17 protein-coding genes are annotated in these 18,363 nt (G+C 70.6%); 5 read left to right on the top strand and 12 right to left on the bottom strand.

Annotation, left to right across the window (positions count from 1 at the left end; genetic code table 11):
* Positions 1-115 precede the first annotated feature (115 nt).
* Positions 116-733 carry a LysM peptidoglycan-binding domain-containing protein gene (locus EUA94_RS10155; RefSeq protein ID WP_207210491.1) on the top strand — a complete coding sequence of 206 codons (618 nt, stop codon included), beginning with the start codon at positions 116-118 and terminating at the stop codon, positions 731-733.
* Positions 730-1,239, top strand: a complete 510-nt coding sequence (locus EUA94_RS22130) for an Rv3235 family protein (RefSeq protein ID WP_165356852.1) — start codon at positions 730-732, stop codon at positions 1,237-1,239. The genes EUA94_RS10155 and EUA94_RS22130 overlap by 4 nt, the downstream gene beginning before the upstream one ends.
* A 10-nt stretch (positions 1,240-1,249) precedes the next feature.
* Here EUA94_RS22130 and secA read toward each other — a convergent pair whose 3' ends face one another.
* From secA to EUA94_RS10100, 10 genes are all read right to left on the bottom strand, one after another.
* Entirely contained in the window at positions 1,250-4,090 is a 2,841-nt protein-coding gene (gene secA, locus EUA94_RS10145) for a preprotein translocase subunit SecA (RefSeq protein ID WP_129426748.1), read from the bottom strand.
* A gap of 15 nt (positions 4,091-4,105) precedes the next feature.
* Positions 4,106-5,332, bottom strand: a complete 1,227-nt coding sequence (locus EUA94_RS10140; protein WP_129426747.1) for a winged helix-turn-helix domain-containing protein — start codon at positions 5,330-5,332, stop codon at positions 4,106-4,108.
* 5 nt (positions 5,333-5,337) lie between these two features.
* On the bottom strand, positions 5,338-6,024 hold the full coding sequence (locus EUA94_RS10135; RefSeq protein ID WP_242494782.1) for a response regulator: 687 nt from the start codon (positions 6,022-6,024) through the stop codon (positions 5,338-5,340).
* A gap of 40 nt (positions 6,025-6,064) precedes the next feature.
* Positions 6,065-6,694, bottom strand: a complete 630-nt coding sequence (gene hpf / locus EUA94_RS10130) for a ribosome hibernation-promoting factor, HPF/YfiA family (RefSeq protein ID WP_129426746.1) — start codon at positions 6,692-6,694, stop codon at positions 6,065-6,067.
* Between the two features lie 335 nt (positions 6,695-7,029).
* A complete protein-coding gene (locus EUA94_RS10125) occupies positions 7,030-7,755 on the bottom strand; it encodes a ComF family protein (protein WP_242494781.1) in 726 nt (241 codons plus the stop codon).
* A gap of 58 nt (positions 7,756-7,813) precedes the next feature.
* Positions 7,814-9,544, bottom strand: coding sequence for an LpqB family beta-propeller domain-containing protein (locus EUA94_RS10120; protein ID WP_129426745.1), 1,731 nt, complete (start codon positions 9,542-9,544; stop codon positions 7,814-7,816).
* Positions 9,541-11,142, bottom strand: coding sequence for an MtrAB system histidine kinase MtrB (gene mtrB / locus EUA94_RS10115; RefSeq protein WP_242494780.1), 1,602 nt, complete (start codon positions 11,140-11,142; stop codon positions 9,541-9,543). Before mtrB ends, EUA94_RS10120 begins: the two co-directional genes overlap by 4 nt.
* Before the next feature lie 18 nt (positions 11,143-11,160).
* On the bottom strand, positions 11,161-11,859 hold the full coding sequence (gene mtrA, locus EUA94_RS10110; RefSeq protein ID WP_129426744.1) for an MtrAB system response regulator MtrA: 699 nt from the start codon (positions 11,857-11,859) through the stop codon (positions 11,161-11,163).
* A 51-nt stretch (positions 11,860-11,910) separates the two neighbouring features.
* Complete coding sequence (gene ahcY / locus EUA94_RS10105) at positions 11,911-13,338, bottom strand: adenosylhomocysteinase (protein ID WP_129426743.1); 1,428 nt, start codon at positions 13,336-13,338, stop codon at positions 11,911-11,913.
* 92 nt (positions 13,339-13,430) lie between these two features.
* Positions 13,431-14,501, bottom strand: a complete 1,071-nt coding sequence (locus EUA94_RS10100; RefSeq protein ID WP_129426742.1) for a DUF808 domain-containing protein — start codon at positions 14,499-14,501, stop codon at positions 13,431-13,433.
* Between the two features lie 69 nt (positions 14,502-14,570).
* On the opposite strand from EUA94_RS10100, the gene EUA94_RS10095 reads away from it, so the two are divergent.
* Entirely contained in the window at positions 14,571-15,038 is a 468-nt protein-coding gene (locus tag EUA94_RS10095) for a DUF4240 domain-containing protein (RefSeq protein ID WP_129426741.1), read from the top strand.
* Here EUA94_RS10095 and EUA94_RS10090 read toward each other — a convergent pair.
* Positions 15,035-15,622, bottom strand: coding sequence for a GNAT family N-acetyltransferase (locus tag EUA94_RS10090; RefSeq protein ID WP_129426740.1), 588 nt, complete (start codon positions 15,620-15,622; stop codon positions 15,035-15,037). The genes EUA94_RS10095 and EUA94_RS10090 overlap by 4 nt on opposite strands.
* A 22-nt stretch (positions 15,623-15,644) precedes the next feature.
* On the opposite strand from EUA94_RS10090, the gene EUA94_RS10085 reads away from it, so the two are divergent.
* Positions 15,645-16,346, top strand: a complete 702-nt coding sequence (locus tag EUA94_RS10085; protein ID WP_129426739.1) for a cysteine hydrolase family protein — start codon at positions 15,645-15,647, stop codon at positions 16,344-16,346.
* Here EUA94_RS10085 and EUA94_RS10080 read toward each other — a convergent pair.
* On the bottom strand, positions 16,325-16,810 hold the full coding sequence (locus tag EUA94_RS10080) for a GNAT family N-acetyltransferase (protein WP_207210490.1): 486 nt from the start codon (positions 16,808-16,810) through the stop codon (positions 16,325-16,327). The genes EUA94_RS10085 and EUA94_RS10080 overlap by 22 nt on opposite strands.
* Before the next feature lie 137 nt (positions 16,811-16,947).
* Here EUA94_RS10080 and EUA94_RS10075 point away from each other — a divergent pair, with 137 nt between their 5' ends.
* Positions 16,948-18,342, top strand: coding sequence for an HNH endonuclease signature motif containing protein (locus EUA94_RS10075; RefSeq protein ID WP_129426738.1), 1,395 nt, complete (start codon positions 16,948-16,950; stop codon positions 18,340-18,342).
* The last annotated feature ends 21 nt before the right edge of the window (positions 18,343-18,363 follow it).

Genomic DNA, 18,363 nt, shown 5'->3' with positions numbered 1-18,363 from the left:
TCCCGACGTGGCGAGGGAGGTCGAGGACCCCCGCAATTGTCCTGTGGAAGAACGATTGACACCGCGCCCGAACGTCCTTTAAATGATGCAAACACACGCAAACGAAAGGTTCGTCGTGTCTCGGGAAGCAACGACCACCCTGCGCCCCCTCGCCGTCTGGCTACTGGTCACGGTCGCCACCGGAGCCGCGGCGCTGGCGGTGCCGGCCACGTGGGCGGCGGCGAGCAACTCGTCGGGGACCGATGCCGTCGCCGACCTGCTCGTCGCGACGTGCGCCACCGCGCTGGCACTCGCACTGGGCTGGCTCTGGCTGGTCGCGACGGTGACCGTGGCCGGGCTGCTCACCGGTCGGGTGCGGACCGGCGGCGCTACCCGCCGCCTCGTGCTGGTCGCGTGCGGCGTCGCCGTGGTCGCCGGCACGAGCGTCCCGGCCCTCGCCTCCGGTGGCGACGGCCGGGAGCTCCTCTCCGGGCTTGCGCTCCCCGAGCGGGCCGTGGCCGCGGCCCACCACCAGCCCCGACCGGCGGACGCGACCTACGTCGTACGTCCCGGCGACTCGCTGTCGTCGATCGCCCTGACCCACCCGGGCACGGGGTCGCTCGAGGACCGCTGGCGGGCGATCTGGCAGGCCAACCGCGACGTCGTCGGCGACGACCCCGACCTGATCCACCCCGGCCAGGCGCTGCGCCTGCCCGGCACCCACCCCCTCCAGCAGGACGGAGATCGATCATGAGCAGCCACGAGCAGGCACGGGTGATCCCCCTCCGGGCGCCGACGCCGCTGGCGAGCGTCCAGGGCTCGCTCGCCCTCGACCTGACCCCGCGCACCGCTCCCCCGCGCCCGCGGCTGCGCAGCACCCGCACCTTCGACCTCGTGGCGGTCGAGGCGGCCGAGCGCCGGCACGTCGACGCGTTCGTCGGGCGCTACCTCCAGGCAGTGGTCGAGATCTCCGCCGGTGACCGCCCGCTGGCGCAGGTGCTGCGGCACACCGTCCCCGAGGTGTACGACGACCTCGCCGGGCGTGCTCACGCGGTCGCCGCGGTCGCGGGCGAGCCGCCCATCGGGCGGGGGCCCAACCCGGCCCGGCCCGTGGTCATCGGCGTCCGCACCGCCCTGATCCGCAGCGATGCGGTCGAGGCGAGCGCGCACGTCCGCTACGGGCGACGCTCACGTGCCGTCGCCGCCCGCTTCGAGGTCGTACGCGACCGCTGGCAGTGCGTCGCGATCAACTGGGACTGACCGGGAGGGCTCAGCCGCCGGCGCGCGTCGTGTAGCCCGAGGCCCCACCGGGGGCGCCGTGGCAGCGCTTGAACTTCTGGCCGGAGCCGCACGGGCACAGTGAGTTGCGACCGACGCCCGCGAACTCGTCGTCCTCGCCCGCCGCGGCAGCGTGCACCTCGGCGTCGCCGTCCTCGGACGGGGCGCTGTAGGACAGGTTCTTCGGGCGGTTCGGCTTCTCCAGGCCCTTGGCCCGGATCTGCGGAGCGTGCGCCTGCGCCTGGGCGAAGTCGATCTGCGGGGTCGCCGCGGAGATCTGGGGGGCCTGCGGTGCAGCCACCTCGACCGCCTCGTCGCCCTCAGCGTCGTCGCCGTCGTCGTCGACCTCGACCTGGAGGTTGAAGAGGAAGCCGACCGACTCCTCCTTGATCCCGTCCATCATCGCGGCGAACATGTCGAAGCCCTCGCGCTGGTACTCCACGAGCGGGTCGCGCTGGGAGTAGGCCCGCAGGTAGATGCCCTCGCGGAGGTAGTCCATCTCGTAGAGGTGCTCGCGCCACTTGCGGTCGAGCACGGAGAGGACGACGCGACGCTCGAGCTCGCGCTGGACCTCCTCGCCCATCTCGTCCTCGCGGCGGTCGTACGCCTCCTGCACGTCCTTCTGGAGGTCCTCGATGAGCTTCTCGCGGCTGATGTTCTCGAGGCCGCCGGCCTCCTTGATGATGCCGTCCTTGGTCAGTCCGATCGGGTAGAGCTGGCCGAGGGCCGTGAAGAGGGCGTCGAGGTCCCAGTCCTCGGCGTAGCCCTCGGTGGCACCGCGGACGTAGCCGGTGATGACGTCGTCGATGAAGCCGCGGATCTGCTCGCCGAGGTCGGCGCCCTCGAGGACGCGGCGGCGCTCGGCGTAGATGACCTCGCGCTGCCGGCTCATCACGTCGTCGTACTTGAGGACGTTCTTGCGCGACTCGAAGTTCTGCGACTCGATGTTGGCCTGGGCGCCGGCGATCGCGTTGCTCACGCGCTTCGCGTCGATCGGGACGTCGTCGGGCACCTTGAGGACGGTGAGGATCCGGTCGACCCACTCCGACTTGAACAGCCGCATCATCTCGTCCTGCAGCGACAGGTAGAACCGGGACTCGCCCGGGTCGCCCTGGCGGCCGGAGCGACCGCGCAGCTGGTTGTCGATGCGGCGCGACTCGTGGCGCTCGGTGCCGACGACGTAGAGGCCGCCGAGGTCGCGGACCTCGTCGTGCTCGGCCGCGACCTGCGCCTTGATGCGCTCGACCATGGGCGGCCAGGCGGCGTCGTAGTCCTCGGGCGCCTCGACCGGGTCGAGGCCCTGCTTGCGGAGCTCCTGGTCGGCGAGGAAGTCGACGGAGCCGCCGAGCATGATGTCGGTGCCTCGGCCGGCCATGTTGGTGGCGACGGTGACCGAGCCCTTGTGGCCGGCGAGCGCAACGACCTTGGCCTCGTCGGCGTGCTGCTTGGCGTTGAGGACGGTGTGCGGGATCCCGCGCTTGCGCAGGAGGTTGGAGAGGTACTCCGACTTCTCGACCGACACGGTGCCGATGAGGATCGGCTGGCCCTTCTCGTGGCGCTCGCGGATGTCGTCGGCGACGGCCTCGTACTTCGCCTCCTCGGTGCGGTAGACGAGGTCGACGTTGTCGACGCGCTGCATCGGGCGGTTCGTCGGGATCGGCACCACGCCGAGCGTGTAGATCTTGTCGAACTCCGAGGCCTCGGTCATGGCCGTACCGGTCATGCCGGAGAGCTTGTCGTAGAGGCGGAAGTAGTTCTGGAGGGTGATGGTGGCGAGGGTCTGGTACTCCTCGCGGACGGTCACGCCCTCCTTCGCCTCGATGGCCTGGTGCAGGCCGTCGTTGTAGCGGCGCCCGGCCAGGATGCGGCCGGTGTGCTCGTCGACGATGAGCACCTCGCCGTCCATGACGACGTACTCCTTGTCGTTGCGGAACAGCTCCTTGGCCTTGATGGAGTTGTTGAGGAACGAGATGAGCGGGGTGTTGACCGAGTCGTAGAGGTTGTCGATGCCGAGGTGGTCCTCGACCTTGGTGATACCGGGCTCGAGCACCGAGATGGTGCGCTTCTTCTCGTCGACCTCGTAGTCGGTGTCCCGGACCAGCGTGCGCGTGAGCTTGGAGAACTCGGCGTACCACTTGACCTCGTCCTGCGTCGGGCCGCTGATGATCAGCGGGGTCCGCGCCTCGTCGATGAGGATCGAGTCGACCTCGTCGACGATGGCGAAGTTGTGACCGCGCTGCACGCACTCCTCGACCGAGTCGGCCATGTTGTCGCGCAGGTAGTCGAAGCCGAGCTCGTTGTTGGTGCCGTACGTGATGTCGCAGCCGTAGGCCTCGCGACGCTCCGCGGGCCGCATGGACGGCAGGATCACTCCGGTGGTCAGGCCGAGGAAGTGGTGCACGCGGCCCATCTGCTCGGACTGGAACTTGGCGAGGTAGTCGTTGACCGTGACGACGTGGACGCCCTTGCCGGCGAGCGCGTTGAGGTAGGACGGGAGCACGGCGACCAGGGTCTTGCCCTCACCGGTCTTCATCTCGGCGATGTTGCCGAGGTGCAGCCCGGCCGCGCCCATGATCTGCACGTCGAACGGGCGCATGCCCAGCACGCGCTGGCTCGCCTCGCGGACGACCGCGAAGGCCTCCGGCATGATGTCGTCGAGGGTCTCGCCGTTGGCGAGGCGCTCCTTGAGCTCGGGTGTCATGGCACGGAGCTCGTCGTCGCTCATCTTGACGAAGTCGTCCTCGATGGCGTTGACCGCCTTCACGACGGCTTCGAGCTCTCGTAGGATCTTGCCCTCGCCGATGCGGAGCAGCTTGTCGATGATGGCAGGCACGAGTGGTAACTCTACCTACCGCTCCAACGCGCCTCGCAGCGCGTCGGACAGGTCGCCGTGACGGCCCACCACCACGTCGTCCAGGTCCAGCCAGCGGGCGAGCCGGCGGAGCTCGGCTGCCAGCTCGTCGGCCGTCTCCTCGGGGGCGCCCGCCTCGGCGAACGCACCGGGCACGAGCAGCACGCGGGCGACCCGGTCGGCCTTGAGGTCCACCCGGCCGACCAGCCGGTCACCGAGCAGGAACGGCAGGACGTAGTAGCCGTGCAGGCGCTTCTCGGCCGGGACGTAGATCTCGATGCGGTAGAAGAAGTCGAACAACGCCTCGGCGCGCTCGCGCTCCCACACCACCGGGTCGAACGGGCTGAGCAGCGTACGGGCCGAGACCCGCCGCGGGAGGCGGGCGTCGCGGTGCAGGTAGCCCTGGCGCTTCCAGCCCTGGACGGCGACCGGGGTCAGCTCCCCCACCTCGACGAGCTCCTCGATCGCGACCTTGGCACTCGGCTTGCCGGGAGCCGGCTGGAGACGCAGGCGGTAGTAGTCGGCGAGGTCCGGGGCGCTCGCCACGCCGTGCGACCGGGCGGCCAGGCGTACGAGCCCGGTGACCGCCTCCTGCGGGGTCGGCGTCGGTGCGTCGAGGACGGCAGCCGGCAGCACCCGCTCGGGCAGGTCGTAGAGCACCTCGAACTGACTGGTACGCCCGGCGATCGCCACGCCACCGACGAGGAAGAGGTAGTCGAGGACCTTGCGTGCCTCCGACCAGTTCCAGCCCCAGTGCTCCTTGGTGCGGGGCCCGGTGCTGAACTCCTCCTCGAGGTCGCGCGCGGTCACCGGTCCGCGGTCGCGGACCGCGTCGAGCACCCGCGGCTCGATGTCGGCGTCGGCCGTGAACCCCCACTTGCCGCGCTCGGAGCGGTAGTGCTCCATGCGGTGCCGCATCAGCGGCCACAGCTCGACCGGCATCAGCGCCTGGACGTGCGCCCAGTACTCCACCAGGTGGCGCGGGCGACGGCCCGTGGTGCTCGACGCCCGGCGGAGCAGGTCGACGTCGTAGGAACCCATGCGGGAGTAGAGCGGCATGTAGTGCGCGCGCTGGAGCACGTTGACCGAGTCGACCTGGAGCACCCCGGTGCGGGCGACGGTGCGCTCGAGCGTACGCAGCGCGGGCGTGGCGTGGGGGCGGTCGCAGAAACCCTGGGCCTCGAGCGCGATGCGGCGCGCCTGGAGGTTGGTCAGGTGGTCCACGGGGGTCAGGGCAGGTCGAGCAGCTTCTCGCGCATGGCGTACATGACGGCCTCCATGCGGGAGTGGAGCTGGAGCTTCTCCAGGATGTTGCGGACGTGGTTCTTCACCGTGTTCTCGGAGATGAAGAGCTCCTTGGCGACCTCGCGGTTGTTGAGGCCCTTGGCCACCAGCCGCAGCACCTCGAGCTCACGCTCGGTCAGGCGGAGGGCGGGGCCTTGCTCGCGCTCGGGCTTCGACATCTGCTTGAACTCGTCGATCAGCTTGACGGCCATCGACGGGCTGATGAGGGACTGGCCCTCGTTGACGACCCGGATCGCCTGGGCGACCTCCTCGATCGAGGAGTCCTTCAAGAGGTAGCCCGAGGCACCGTTCTTGACCGACTCGTAGAGGTCGGCCTCCTCGTCGGAGACGGTGAGCATGATGATCTTGGCCGACGGCACGGCCTCCTTGATGCCCCGGCACGCCTCGACGCCCGTACGACGCGGCATGCGTACGTCGAGCAGGATCACGTCGGGCGCCGTCTTGACGGCCAGCTCGGTGGCGGTGATGCCGTCGGAGGCCTCCCCGACGACCTCGATGTCGGTGTCCCCGCTGAGCAGCATGATCAGCCCGCGGCGGAACAGCTCCTGGTCGTCGACGACCAGGACACGTACGGGTTCGACGCCTGCTGGGGAGCCTGTTGCCTCGGTCACGCGCGCATCATGTCATGCGCGCGCGACCGAGCTCCGGAGGTCAGTGGGCGCGGTGCCCGTCGACGTCCAGGGAGATCACGCCGTAGTCGTAGCCGCGCCTGCGGTAGACCACGGCAGGGCGCTCGCTCTCCTTGTCGACGTAGAGGTAGAAGTCGTGGCCGACGAGCTCCATCTCGTAGAGCGCCTGGTCGAGCGTCATGGGCACGGCCGTGTGCGACTTCTCGCGGACGACCAGCGGGCCGTCGCCGGTGACCGTGATCGGTCCGACCTTGTGCTCGATGACGCCGGGCTCGTCGTCCGTTGCGTCCTCCACCTCGGGCATGCCGGCGAGGGCCTCGCCGACCGACACGTGGTCGTTGCGTCCCTTGTGGACCCGACGGCGGTCGGCGGCGCGGCGCATCTGCGCCTGCATCTTGTCGAGCGCCAGGTCGAGCGCGCCCATCTTGTCCTCGGCGGCCGCCTCGGCCCGGATGACCGGGCCCTTGGAGAACGCCGTGAGCTCGACCTTGGTCGCGCGATCGTGCTGGCGAGGGTTCTTCTCGAGCTCCACCTCCACCTGGACCCGCATGATGCGGTGGTCGTGCTTCTCCAGACGGGTGAGCTTCTCCGAGACATGTTCGCGGAATCGATCGGACACCTCGCAGTGTCGTCCCGTGACCACAACCTCCATGTGAACCTCCTCAGCTAGCAAGCAGTCCGCACCCTTCCATGGTCCCGGGCGCACCGCGCCGGGGCAGGGTGGGATGGAGTCCGCCCGGCCGACCTGGTCTTCGACCCCACAATCGCCTGCTGAGACGTTCGCAGCTTCTCCGCCACTACTGGCCTTCTCCCGGCAGCCGACGCATATGACGTCGGCGACGAGGCAGGACTTACTTCTAAGCCGCACCGTGATCGTCCCGCGAGGGACTTACGTGGACCGTTTCGCCTGCGACTGGCATCGGCTTGCCACACAGAAGTCCTCTGCATGACGCAACCACGGACCCGGACGGACTCCATGACAAGACGCTAGCCCCTCCACGGGCCGAGGCCAACAGGACGGGTCACCTGTCGGGCAGTCCTCTGCGTGGCGGCGACCGCGGCGACGGCCACCGGGGCGAGCCCCACCGCCTCGAGCGCGCGCTGGGCCTCCCGGGCAGTCGACCCGGTGGTCACCACGTCGTCGCACACCACGACGTACGCCGTGGGCCGGCGGCGCGCGACGCGGGCCAGCAGGGCCGAGGGACAGTGCATCGAGTGGCGCACGTTGGCGGCCCGCCCGGCAGCATCGAGGCCTGCCTGGTCGGCCGCGCCACGCGAGACGACCAGTGGCGCGACGGCGACCTGCCGGCCGCTCCGGACCCGCGCCGCCGCGCACCTCACGATGGCGGTGGTCGCCTCGTAGCCGCGCTGGCGCCCGGCACCGGGCCGCGACGGCACCGGCACCAGGAGGACCGGCACCTCCGGGTCGAGATCGGCGGTGGCAGCGAGCACGGCACGTGACAGCAGCTCACCCAGCACGCGGCGGTGCCCCCACTGGCCGCGGTCCTTGTGGCCCACGACGAGTGCGCGCACGGCGCCGTCGTACGCCTCGGTGGCCCACGGCGTCACCAGCCCCTCGGGCACGGGCGACGGCCACGCGACGGATGCGCGCGTCGACAGGCCCGCACGGCACCGCGCGCACAGCATCCGGCCCGGCGCGTCGCACCCCACGCAGCGGCTGCCGAGGAACAGGTCGAGGGCCTCGTCGAGCACCCGCCCATGCCAGCAGCCGGGACCGTACGCGGGCAACCGGGCGCGCGCCGCCTGTGGATCAGCCGACGTAGGTGAGGGACGCCAGTCCCTCGGGCAGCGCGGGCACGAGGCGATCGGGGTTGGTCAGGTTCTGCACGAGGCCGTTGCCGAGGGCGAAGACGTCGCTGCCCTCCACCGGCGCGGAGACGAGGCTCCGGAAACGACCGCGCAGGAACGTCAGCCCGCCGGTGACGATCTCGCCCGGCGCACCGTCGACCGAGAAGGTGCGGACCTGGGAGTAGCCGTTGGAGGCGTTGCTCAGCACGGAGATGGCCGTCGGCGTGCGCCAGGCGATGTCGCGGATGCGCGGGCTGCGCTCCTCGGGCAGCGGCAGGGTGCGGATCGGCGTGAACCCGAGGATCTCGCCCGCCGCGTCGTGCCGGATGCGGGTCGCCACCACGCGATCCTTCGTGCGCCCGCGGACCGCCGCGACCAACCGGCTGCCGTCGCGCGAGACCAGCAGCTTGGTCACCGTGCGACCGGTCAGGCCGGGGACCGTCTCCAGGCTCGCCGTCCCGTCGACGACGACGACGACACGGGCGCTCCCGCCGGTGCGGTCGAGCACCCACACGCGGTCGCGGAAGTCCCAGCTGGGGGCGGCCAGGTCGACGCCCGTGACGACGAGCGTGACCTCGCCGTCGGGGGCCTCGGTCGGGGCCAGCACGAGCTCGGTGCCGCTGGAGGTGACGCCTGCGACGTGCGAGCCGGAGATGCTGGCGGCGATGGAGCGCAGGCCGTAGGGCTCGTCGCCCAGCGGGCCGAGGGTGTTCTCGAGCGTCCCGATGTCGCCGGTCACCACTCGACCCTCGACGAGGGCGAACATCTCCGGGTTCGCGCGCAGCCCGTCGGGGTCGTAGCTGCTGCCGGCGTCGAGGTTGCTCGGCGAGGACCCGTCGGGGGTGTCGATCACCCGGTCGCCCACGCTGAGCCGTACGGCGCGGACCCGCTGCTCCTGCCGCAGGGTCCACGCCAGCTGGGCGAGCATCCGACCACCGGTCTCGTCGTCGACGGCCGCCGGGTCGCCGGTGAGCGACACCGCGGCGATGCCGCTGGCGATGGGCACCGACAGCCCGTCGCGCGTGCCGGGCGGGAAGTAGGTGCTGACGACGCCGTCGAGCGCCACGGGCGGCTGGGTCACCAGCCCGCGCACCAGCGACGACGCGAACTGGTCGCCCTTCGGGGCGAAGACCGGCTCGGCCACCAGCACCGCGGCGGTGGGGTCGAAGTAGTAGAGCGAGGCGCGTTCGTACCAGTCGTCGAACCAGGTGTCCGGCACGATCAGGGCGTCCGGCACCTGGTCGATGCGCCACTCCCCGTCCTCCTGGACCAGTCCGAGCTCGAGGTCGCGCGTGGCCTGCGTGCGCTGCCAGGCGCCGCGCTCGTCGTAGAGGTTGACGTCCTTGAGGCGGATCGAGACCGCGGACTCGTCCGACGCCACGCCGGGCTCGCCGTAGGTGATGATCTGCTGCTCCGGCACCCACGCGTCCGATGCCTCGCGGGACAGGAAGAGCCGCGCCACGGTCAGGTTGATGGGGGTGGCCTTCATCGCCTCGAGGAAGCCCTCCGCGATGTCGGCCGCCGACTCCCCCGCGCGCGGCGGACGCGGGTCGAACGAGATGCCGGGGACGTCGTCGGTGGGCACCGAGACCTGGGGTTCGCGCACCGGGCCGTCGGTCGGCATCCCCACGCACCCGGCCAGGAGCGAGCAGGCGGCCGCGGCCGTCAGCGCACGTACGAGCCCGGTCCTCATGCGGTCTCCCGGGCGTCGTCCGGCACCAGTGGCAGGGGCGAGTGGCGCAGCTGGGTGGCGAGGTGGCGGGGCAGGGTCAGCCGGAACTGGGCGCCCTCCCCGGGTCGTCCCCAGGCCTGGAGCCAGCCGCCGTGGAGGTGGGTGTCCTCCAGCGAGATCGACAGCCCCAGCCCGGTGCCGCCGCTCGTACGCGCGCGGGCGGGGTCCGCACGCCAGAAGCGGTTGAAGACCATGGCCGACTCCCCCGGCCCGAGCCCGATGCCGTGGTCGCGCACGGCGATCGCCGCCGACTGCCGGTCGGCGCCGACGAAGATCTCGACGTCGCGCGACTCCGCGTGGTCGATGGCGTTGGTGACCAGGTTGCGCACGATGCGCTCGACCCGGCGTACGTCCGCCTCGGCGACGCAGGGCACCCCGGGGTCGCGCACCACGACCCGGATGTCGCGCTGGGCCGCGAGCGCCGACGTCATGTCCACCACCCGCCGGGCGACGTCGACGAGGTTGACGTCCTCGGGCTCCAGCACCGCCGCGCCGGCGTCGAAGCGGCTGATCTCGAGCAGGTCGGCGAGCAGGGTCTCGAAGCGGTCGAGCTCCTTCTGCAGCAGCTCGGCGGCCCGGCCGGTGACCGGGTCGAGGAACGGCCGCGCGTCGTGGATGACGTCGCTGGCCATCCGCACCGTCGTGATCGGCGTCCGCAGCTCGTGGGAGACGTCGGAGACGAAGCGGCGCTGCAGGCGGCTGAGCTCCTCGAGCTGGCGGATCTGCTTCTGGAGGTTGGAGGCCATCTGGTTGAACGACGTCGCGAGCCGGGCGAGGTCGTCCTCGCCGGTCACGCGCATCCGCTCCTGGAGCTGTCCCGCGGCGAGCCGTTCGGCGACCCGGCGCGCCATCCGGATGGGCGTCACGACCTGGCGCGTCACGAGCCAGGTCAGGCCGGCGACGAGGAGCAGCAGGGGGACGCCAGCGACCAGCATCGCGCGGGAGACGAGGGCGAGCGTGCGCTGCTGCTCGTCGAGGGGGTAGAGGTAGTAGAGGGTGTAGGTGTTGTTGTCGGCGGGCAGCCGGACCTGGCTGGCGACGACGACGCCCGGGCCCTCGGGCAGCCCGGTGACCTCCTCGCTGGTCCGGATGTCGGTGTAGGTCCAGGCCGTCGCCGAGACGGCGTCGAAGCGGGCCTGGAGCTTCTCGGGCACGCTCGCGAGGTTCAGCCCTTCGGTGAACTTCGCGCCACCGTCGGCGAGCCGTACGCCGTCGCTGACCGGCGGCGACAGGACGACCGCGAACCCGCGCGTCGACCCGCGGGCGATGATCGGCTCGACGAGCGCCTGCTGCTGGGCGGACGCGTCGACCTCGAGGCCGGACGCGGCCGCCAGGTTCTCGCGCGCGGTCTCGGTCTCCCCCTCGGCCTCCTGCACCACCGCGTCCACGCGGTTCTTGAGCAGGCCGTCGCGGGTCTGGTGGATGAGGAACGCCCCCACCACACCGACCACCAGCGCCGAGAGCAGCATCGTGCTGAGCACCACGCGCGCCTGCACCGAGCGGCGCCAGAAGGCCGGCCCGTGCCGGAGGCTCGGCGGCAGCCGGTCGAGCCCGCTCACCTGGGAGTCACCTGCGGCCTAGGACTTGCCGGCCTTGTAGCCCACGCCGCGCACGGTCACGACGACCTCGGGGTTCTCCGGGTCGTGCTCGACCTTGGAGCGCAGGCGCTGCACGTGGACGTTGACCAGGCGCGTGTCGGCGCTGTGGCGGTAGCCCCAGACCTGCTCCAGCAGCACCTCGCGGGTGAAGACCTGCCACGGCTTGCGGGCCAGGCAGACGAGCAGGTCGAACTCGAGCGGCGTCAGGTTGATCGCGGCACCCTCGCGCGACACCGCGTGCCCGGCGACGTCGATGGTCACGTCACCGATGGTCAGGCCCTGCTCGTTGGAGACGTCGTTGCGGCGTACACGTGCGCGGACCCGCGCGACGAGCTCCTTGGGCTTGAACGGCTTGATGATGTAGTCGTCGGCACCGGACTCGAGCCCGACGACCACGTCGACGGTGTCGCCCTTCGCGGTGAGCATCACGATCGGCACGCCCGACTCGGCGCGGATCTCCTTGCAGACGTCGATGCCGTCCTTGCCCGGGAGCATCAGGTCGAGCAGCACCAGGTCGGGCTTGTAGTCGCGGAACGCGTCGAGCGCGATGTCGCCGCGGCCCACGATCCGGCTGTCGAACCCCTCCTGGCGGAGGACGATGGAGAGCATCTCCGCCAGGGAGGCGTCGTCGTCGACGACGAGCACGCTGCCACGCGCCGGTTCGGCAAGGTCTGTCATGCCGTCCAGTCTAGGGACTGGTCCGCACGATCACGGTGACCTCGCTGCGACTCAGTAACGGTAGAGGTCGGACTTGTAGGGACCGGCCACGTCGACACCGAGGTAGGCAGCCTGCTCCTTGGTGAGCTCCGTCAACTCGACACCGAGGGCGTCGAGGTGAAGGCGGGCCACCTCCTCGTCGAGGTGCTTGGGCAGGACGTGGACGCCGAGCTCGTACTCGTCGGCCTTGGTGAACAGCTCGACCTGGGCCAGCACCTGGTTGGTGAAGGAGTTCGACATGACGAACGACGGGTGGCCGGTCGCGTTGCCGAGGTTGAGCAGACGGCCCTCGGACAGCACGATGACCTTCTTGCCGTCCTCGAAGATCCACTGGTGGACCTGCGGCTTGATCTCGTCCTTGACGATGCCGGGGATCTTGGCCAGGCCGGCCATGTTGATCTCGTTGTCGAAGTGACCGATGTTGCCGACGATCGCCTGGTGCTTCATCTTGTGGAAGTGCTCGACGGTGATGATGTCGAAGTTGCCGGTCGTGGTGATGAAGATGTCGGCGGTCTCGACGACCGACTCGAGGCGCTTGACCTCGTAGCCGTCCATCGCGGCCTGCAGCGCGCAGATCGGGTCGATCTCGGTGACGATCACGCGGGCACCCTGGCCGCGCAGCGACTCCGCGGAGCCCTTGCCGACGTCGCCGTAGCCGCAGACGACGGCGACCTTGCCGCCGATCATCACGTCGGTGGCGCGGTTGATGCCGTCGATGAGCGAGTGGCGGCAGCCGTACTTGTTGTCGAACTTCGACTTGGTGACCGAGTCGTTGACGTTGATCGCCGGGAAGAGCAGCGTGCCCTCGCGGAAGCGGTCGTACAGGCGGAGCACGCCGGTGGTGGTCTCCTCGGAGACGCCCTTGATCATCGGGGCGCGCTGGGTCCAGCGCTGCGGGTCGTTCTCCAGCGAGCGGGCGAGGACGCGCAGCACCTCCTTGAACTCCTCGTTGTCGGTGGAGTCCTGCGACGGCACGGCGCCGGCCTTCTCAAACTCGACACCGAGGTGCAGCAGCATGGTGATGTCGCCGCCGTCGTCGAGCAGCATGTTGGGGCCGCCCTCGGCGAAGTCGAAGACCTTCTCCGCCTCGTCCCAGTACTCGGCCAGGCTCTCGCCCTTCCAGGCGAAGACCGGGACGCCCTGGGGGTCCTCGGCGGTGCCGTCACGGCCCACGACGACCGCGGCAGCGGCGTGGTCCTGGGTCGAGAAGATGTTGCAGGTGGCCCAGCGGATGTCCGCGCCGAGAGCCGCGAGGGTCTCGATCAGCACGGCGGTCTGGATGGTCATGTGCAGGGAGCCGGCGATGCGGGCGCCCGCGAGGGGCTTGTCCTTGCCGTAGCGCTCGCGCATGGCCATGAGGCCCGGCATCTCGTGCTCGGCGAGCTCGATCTCCTTGCGGCCGTACGCGGCGAGGGTGAGGTCAGCGACCTTGAAGTCCATCAGTTGTCTCCTGGTGTGGAAGAGGCCGTCTGCGCCGCACATCTGTGCGTCGTGGGATCTCCCGCGCGGACCAGAAGAGAGTAAATCTGGGGTCAGCGATTCGGAGAATCCTCGTGAGCGGCATCGCCGTGTTCGCCGCCGGCCTCGTCGGCGTGGTCGTCACCGTGGCCGCCGACGATCCCCAGTGCGTTCAGCACGGCCAGGACGATGCCCCCGACGACGAGGCCGACGATGGCGGACAGGAGCGTGTTGAGGAGCCATCCGGCGAGTGCGCCGAGGACCCCGCCGATGGCGTCGTGCACGTCGACCTCCCAGTGGTGGACGAGGTCGTACGGCGCGTGCAGCACGTCGCCGAGCGTCGTGCCCTCGAGCAGTCCGTCGTGGCCGCCGATCTCGTAGAGGCTGACCAGGAAGATGTGGCCGCCGACCCAGAGCATGGCGAGCGTGCCGATGAGGGAGATGGCCGCCAGGAGCTTCGGCATCGCCGACACCAGCGCGAGCCCGACGCGCTGCGAGCCCTGGGACGGCTTCTCGGCGAGGTGGAGGCCGACGTCGTCCATCTTCACGATGAGCGCGACCACGCCGTACACGAGGACGGTGATCAGCACGGCCACCACGGCCAGCACGATCGCCCGCATCCAGATGCTCGCGTCGGGGTCGGAGGTGACGACCTCCTTGAGCGCGATCACCATGATCTCGGCGCTCAGGATGAAGTCGGTGCGGATCGCCTGCGAGATGGTCCGCGCCTCGTGCTCGGGGGTGAGCTCGCCCTGCTCGGCGACCTCCGCCTCCGCCTCGGAGCCGTGACCGGTGAGCCGCTCGTGGACCTTGTGCGCGCCCTCGTACGCGAGGAAGGCTCCACCGAAGATGAGGATGACCGGCAGCAGCGAGGGCAGGAACTGCCCGAGCAGCACGGCCGCCGGGAGGATGAAGAGGAGCTTGTTGCGCAGCGAGCCGATGGCGATCTTCTTGATGATCGGCAGCTCGCGCGCGGCGGCGGACCCGGCGAGGTACTGCGGGGTCACCGCGGTGTCGTCGACGACCACGCCCGCGGCCTTGGCGCTGGCACGCGCTGCCGCGGCGCCGACGTCGTCGACACTGGCGGCCGCGATCCGGGCGAGTGCGGCGACGTCGTCGAGGAGGGCGAACAGTCCGCCGGCCATGGGTGATCCTTCGGGTCAGTGGGTCGGGGCTGCAGCCTATCGGCGCCGGAAATGCCAGACTCCGTGACCATGACGGGGGTCGGCGTCCGGATGAGCGTTGCTGCGCTGCTGGGTGCGCTGGCGCTCGCCGGTTGCGGGTCCGACGCGGGCGAGCCCGCGACGTCCGGGTCCCCGCCACCGGCGTACTGCAGTCCCACCGGGTCCGGCCACGAGAAGTTCTGGGAGGTCGTGCACGCGAGCTGCACGATCGCGCTGCGCTCGTCGACCGACGTCTCGGACGACATCTGCGCCCCGGGGATGGGCCTGGGCGACGACCTCAGCACCGACTACCGCAGCTGGATCGTGGCGCACGGGCAGTCGGCGTACGACGCCGTGCTCGCCGACCCCGAGGCCCTGCGCGCCTTCCCCGACGCGCGCGCCGGGTGTGGCCTCGGCGAGTTCTTCGGCGCGGCCGCGCACGATCTCTACCTCGAGATGACCGGGCTCAGCGCCAGGAAGTCCGGGCTCCCGCTCCTCGAGGTGCCGGCGCGGTCCTAGCCGGAGACCTCGAGGCGCATCACCCAGCGCCACTTGGCGATCTGCCGGTCGCGGACGAAGCCGAGGTCCTCGTAGAGCGTCTCGGGCCCGGTGTGGAGGTAGGCCCCGCGCTGCGGCTTGCGGTCCTCGACCTGCTCGGGATAGGCCTCGACGACCCCGCCGCCGGCCGACCGGATCTCCTCGAGCACCGCCGTCACGGCCGCCCGCGCCACGCCCTTCTCCCGGTGCTTGCTGCTTGTGAAGATGCACCCGATCCGCCAGGCGGGCAGGGCGTCGCTGTCCTTGTCGTAGACCTTGCGGTTCTTGATGTTGGGCAGCTCGGCGGGACTGCCGAACTGGCACCAGCCGACCGCCTGGTCGCCGTCGTAGACGAGCACCTGGTGCACGGTGCCGGCGTCGGTGTGCGCGCGCTTCGCGAGGCGGTGGTCCTCCGCGTTGCCCGCGAGCCCCTCGGGGTGGAAGCCGATGCACCAGCACCCGCCCCACACCCCGTTGTTGGCCTCGACGAGGGCAGCGAAGTCGTCCCACGTGTCGGGTGTGAGGAGCCTGGTCTCGTAGCTCGGCGCGTCGGTCCCTGCGGCCATGGGCCGACAGTAGCCTCGGCCGATGACATCACCCCTCGACGTCGCCGACCACCAGTGGTTCGTCGAGGAGCGCGAGTACGCGCGGCACGAGGCCCGGCGTGGGCGCCGGCACGCGTACGAGCACCTCGACCCGCGGCGGACAGCCCTCGTGGTGGTCGACCTGGTGCCGTTCTTCGTGCGCGAGTCGGCGTACGTCCGCGGGATCCTGCCGCGGGTCAACGCGCTCGCCGCCTCCCTCCGGTCGGCCGGCGGCACCGTGGCGTGGGTGGTGCCCGGCTTCACGGAGCCGACGGCAAAGGACCGCGAGTTCTTCGGCGACGAGGTGGCCGAGACGTACGCCCGCTCGGGTGGCACCGGCCCTCCGGTGGCTCGCCTCGCGCCGGGCCTCGACGTGCAGCCCGACGACCTCGCCGTCGAGAAGACCGCGCGCGGTGCCTGGACCCCGGGCTCGTCCGACCTGCCCGACCTCCTGGCCTCACGTGACGTCGACACCGTCGTGGTCACCGGCACCGTGACGAACGTGTGCGTCGAGGACACCGTCCGCGGCGCGAGCGCCGCCGGCCTCCGCGTCATCCTCGTCGCCGACGCCTGCGCCGCGATGCGCGACCAGGACCACAACGCGACCCTCCACGTCGTCCACCGCTCGTACGGCGACGTGCGCTCGACCGACGAGGTGCTGGGGCTCATCGCGGCCGGAGCCCGTCAGCCGAGCGCCTTCTCGTAGGTCAGCAGCTCGGCGTGGGGAGGCATCGGGCCGCTGCTCCGTTCGCCCGTGTCCGTCCATCCGAGGTTGGTCCAGAACGCCCGCCCGCGGGGATTGGCCGCATAGACGCACAGCCAGGCTTTCGTCACACCCGCACCGGCCATTCGGGCCACCAGCTCGTCGTGAGCCTGCCGCGCCAGTCCGCTCCCCCACTCCTCCACCGCCACCCCGAAGTGCTTGACCTCGTCGGCCTGCACGGCCGCGAAGCCCGCGATGTCATCGTCGCGGAGGATCACGAAGCACTCGACGTCCGCGGCGGCGATCTCGGCGCGCCACCGGTCCGCGAGGACGTCGCGTGGGAACGGGTACTCGTCCTGCGGAAAGACATCCGACAGGCCGGCGATCGAGGTCGGCTCCTGGACGGCCATCACCGCGGGTATGTCGGCGATCCGCATCTCGCGGAGGATCGGGGTCTCGCTGGGCACGGGGACAGGTTACGAACCCGTCCCGCCCCCTCGCTGGTCGAGTAGTCTGCGAGGAACGAGCGGGCGTATCGAGACCCCGTCCACAGATCCCATCCGGTCATGGTGGACTGTCGGTGGTATCGCCTATACTAGAACACATGATCGAGTCGCTGGAGCGGGTGGAGGAGAGGGTCGAGGACGACCTCTCGGCCACCGACCTGCTCGCGCTCGCTCGTGACCGCAAAGCCGCCGAGGACCAGGCCGCAGCCGAGCTCCTCGAGGTCGCCGCCCGCTGGGCCGACCTCCACCCACCCGAGTCCATCCACTCCGCGGCCGCGTTCACCGTGCCCGGCTGCGAGCACGAGGAACCCATCGCCGGTGTCGGCTGTCCGCTGGTGGCGGAGTTCTGCGTCGCCGAGCTCGGCGCCATCCTCGGCATCTCGACCACGGCGGCGAAGAAGCTCATCGGCCACGCCCTCGAGCTCCGCCACCGCCTCCCCCGACTGTGGGACCAGGTCCACTCGGGTCGGGTGCCGTCATGGCGGGCCAGGCTCGTCGCCGAGACGACCATCCACACCTCACCCACGCTCACGATGGACGCCGCCCGGTGGATCGACTCCCAGGTCGCCGCCGTCGCCGGACGCATCGGCACCGCGCAGCTCGACCGGCTCGTCGCCGAGTCCATCAAGAGGTTCGAGCTCGCCACACCGGACCCGGCAGCTGATCCGGAGGACGGCTACCTCTCCGTCGACCCACGCCACGTCACGGTCAACAAGGAGGACGTCCACTACGCCGGGACCCTGCATGTCGAGGCCGACCTCGACCTCGCCGACGCCCTCGACCTGGACCAGGCGTTGAGCCACAACGCTGCGGCGCAGAAGGCACTCGGGTCGACCGACTCGTTGGACGTACGCCGCGCCAAGGCCCTCGGCGACCTCGCCCGCACCCAGACCGCGCTGGACCTGTTCAGCCAAGGCCACCGCTCCGGCGGCAACGAGGATGGTCTGCCGGCTGCCCGGGAGGTCGTCGTCCACGCCCACTTCGACGCATCCACCGTGGGCGAGCAGACGGTCTTCGGTCCCACCGGCCACATGGAGAACGGCCAACGCCTGGTCCTCCTCGACCAGGTCACGGGCTGGTGCGCCGACTCCCGGACCAAGGTCACCGTCAAGCCCGTCATCGACCTCAACGTCGAGCCGTCGACACCGGCGTACGAGATCCCCGACCGGATCCGCGAGCAGATCGTTCTCCGCGACCAGACCTGCGTGTTCCCGTGGTGCACCCGACCCGCCCGGCGCTGCGACATCGACCACGTCATCGAGTACGACCACGACGCCAAAGTCGAAGGACGACCCCAACCCGGCCCGACCGCCACCCACAACCTGGCCGCGCTCTGTCGCTACCACCACCGACTCAAGACCCACTCCGCCTGGACCTACCGCATGACCGAGCCCGGGATCTTCGACTGGACCAGCCCCCACGGCCACCACTACCGACGAGACCGCACCGGCACCACCCGAATCGACGAACCCGAGCAACCCGACCGACCTTGACCCCGCCCCACACCCCGCCGC

The organism is Nocardioides zhouii (assembly GCF_004137345.1).
Taxonomy (GTDB): Bacteria; Actinomycetota; Actinomycetes; order Propionibacteriales; family Nocardioidaceae; genus Nocardioides; species Nocardioides zhouii.
Note: the sequence above shows the minus strand (reverse complement) of the source record. Positions and strands in the feature narration are given on the sequence as shown.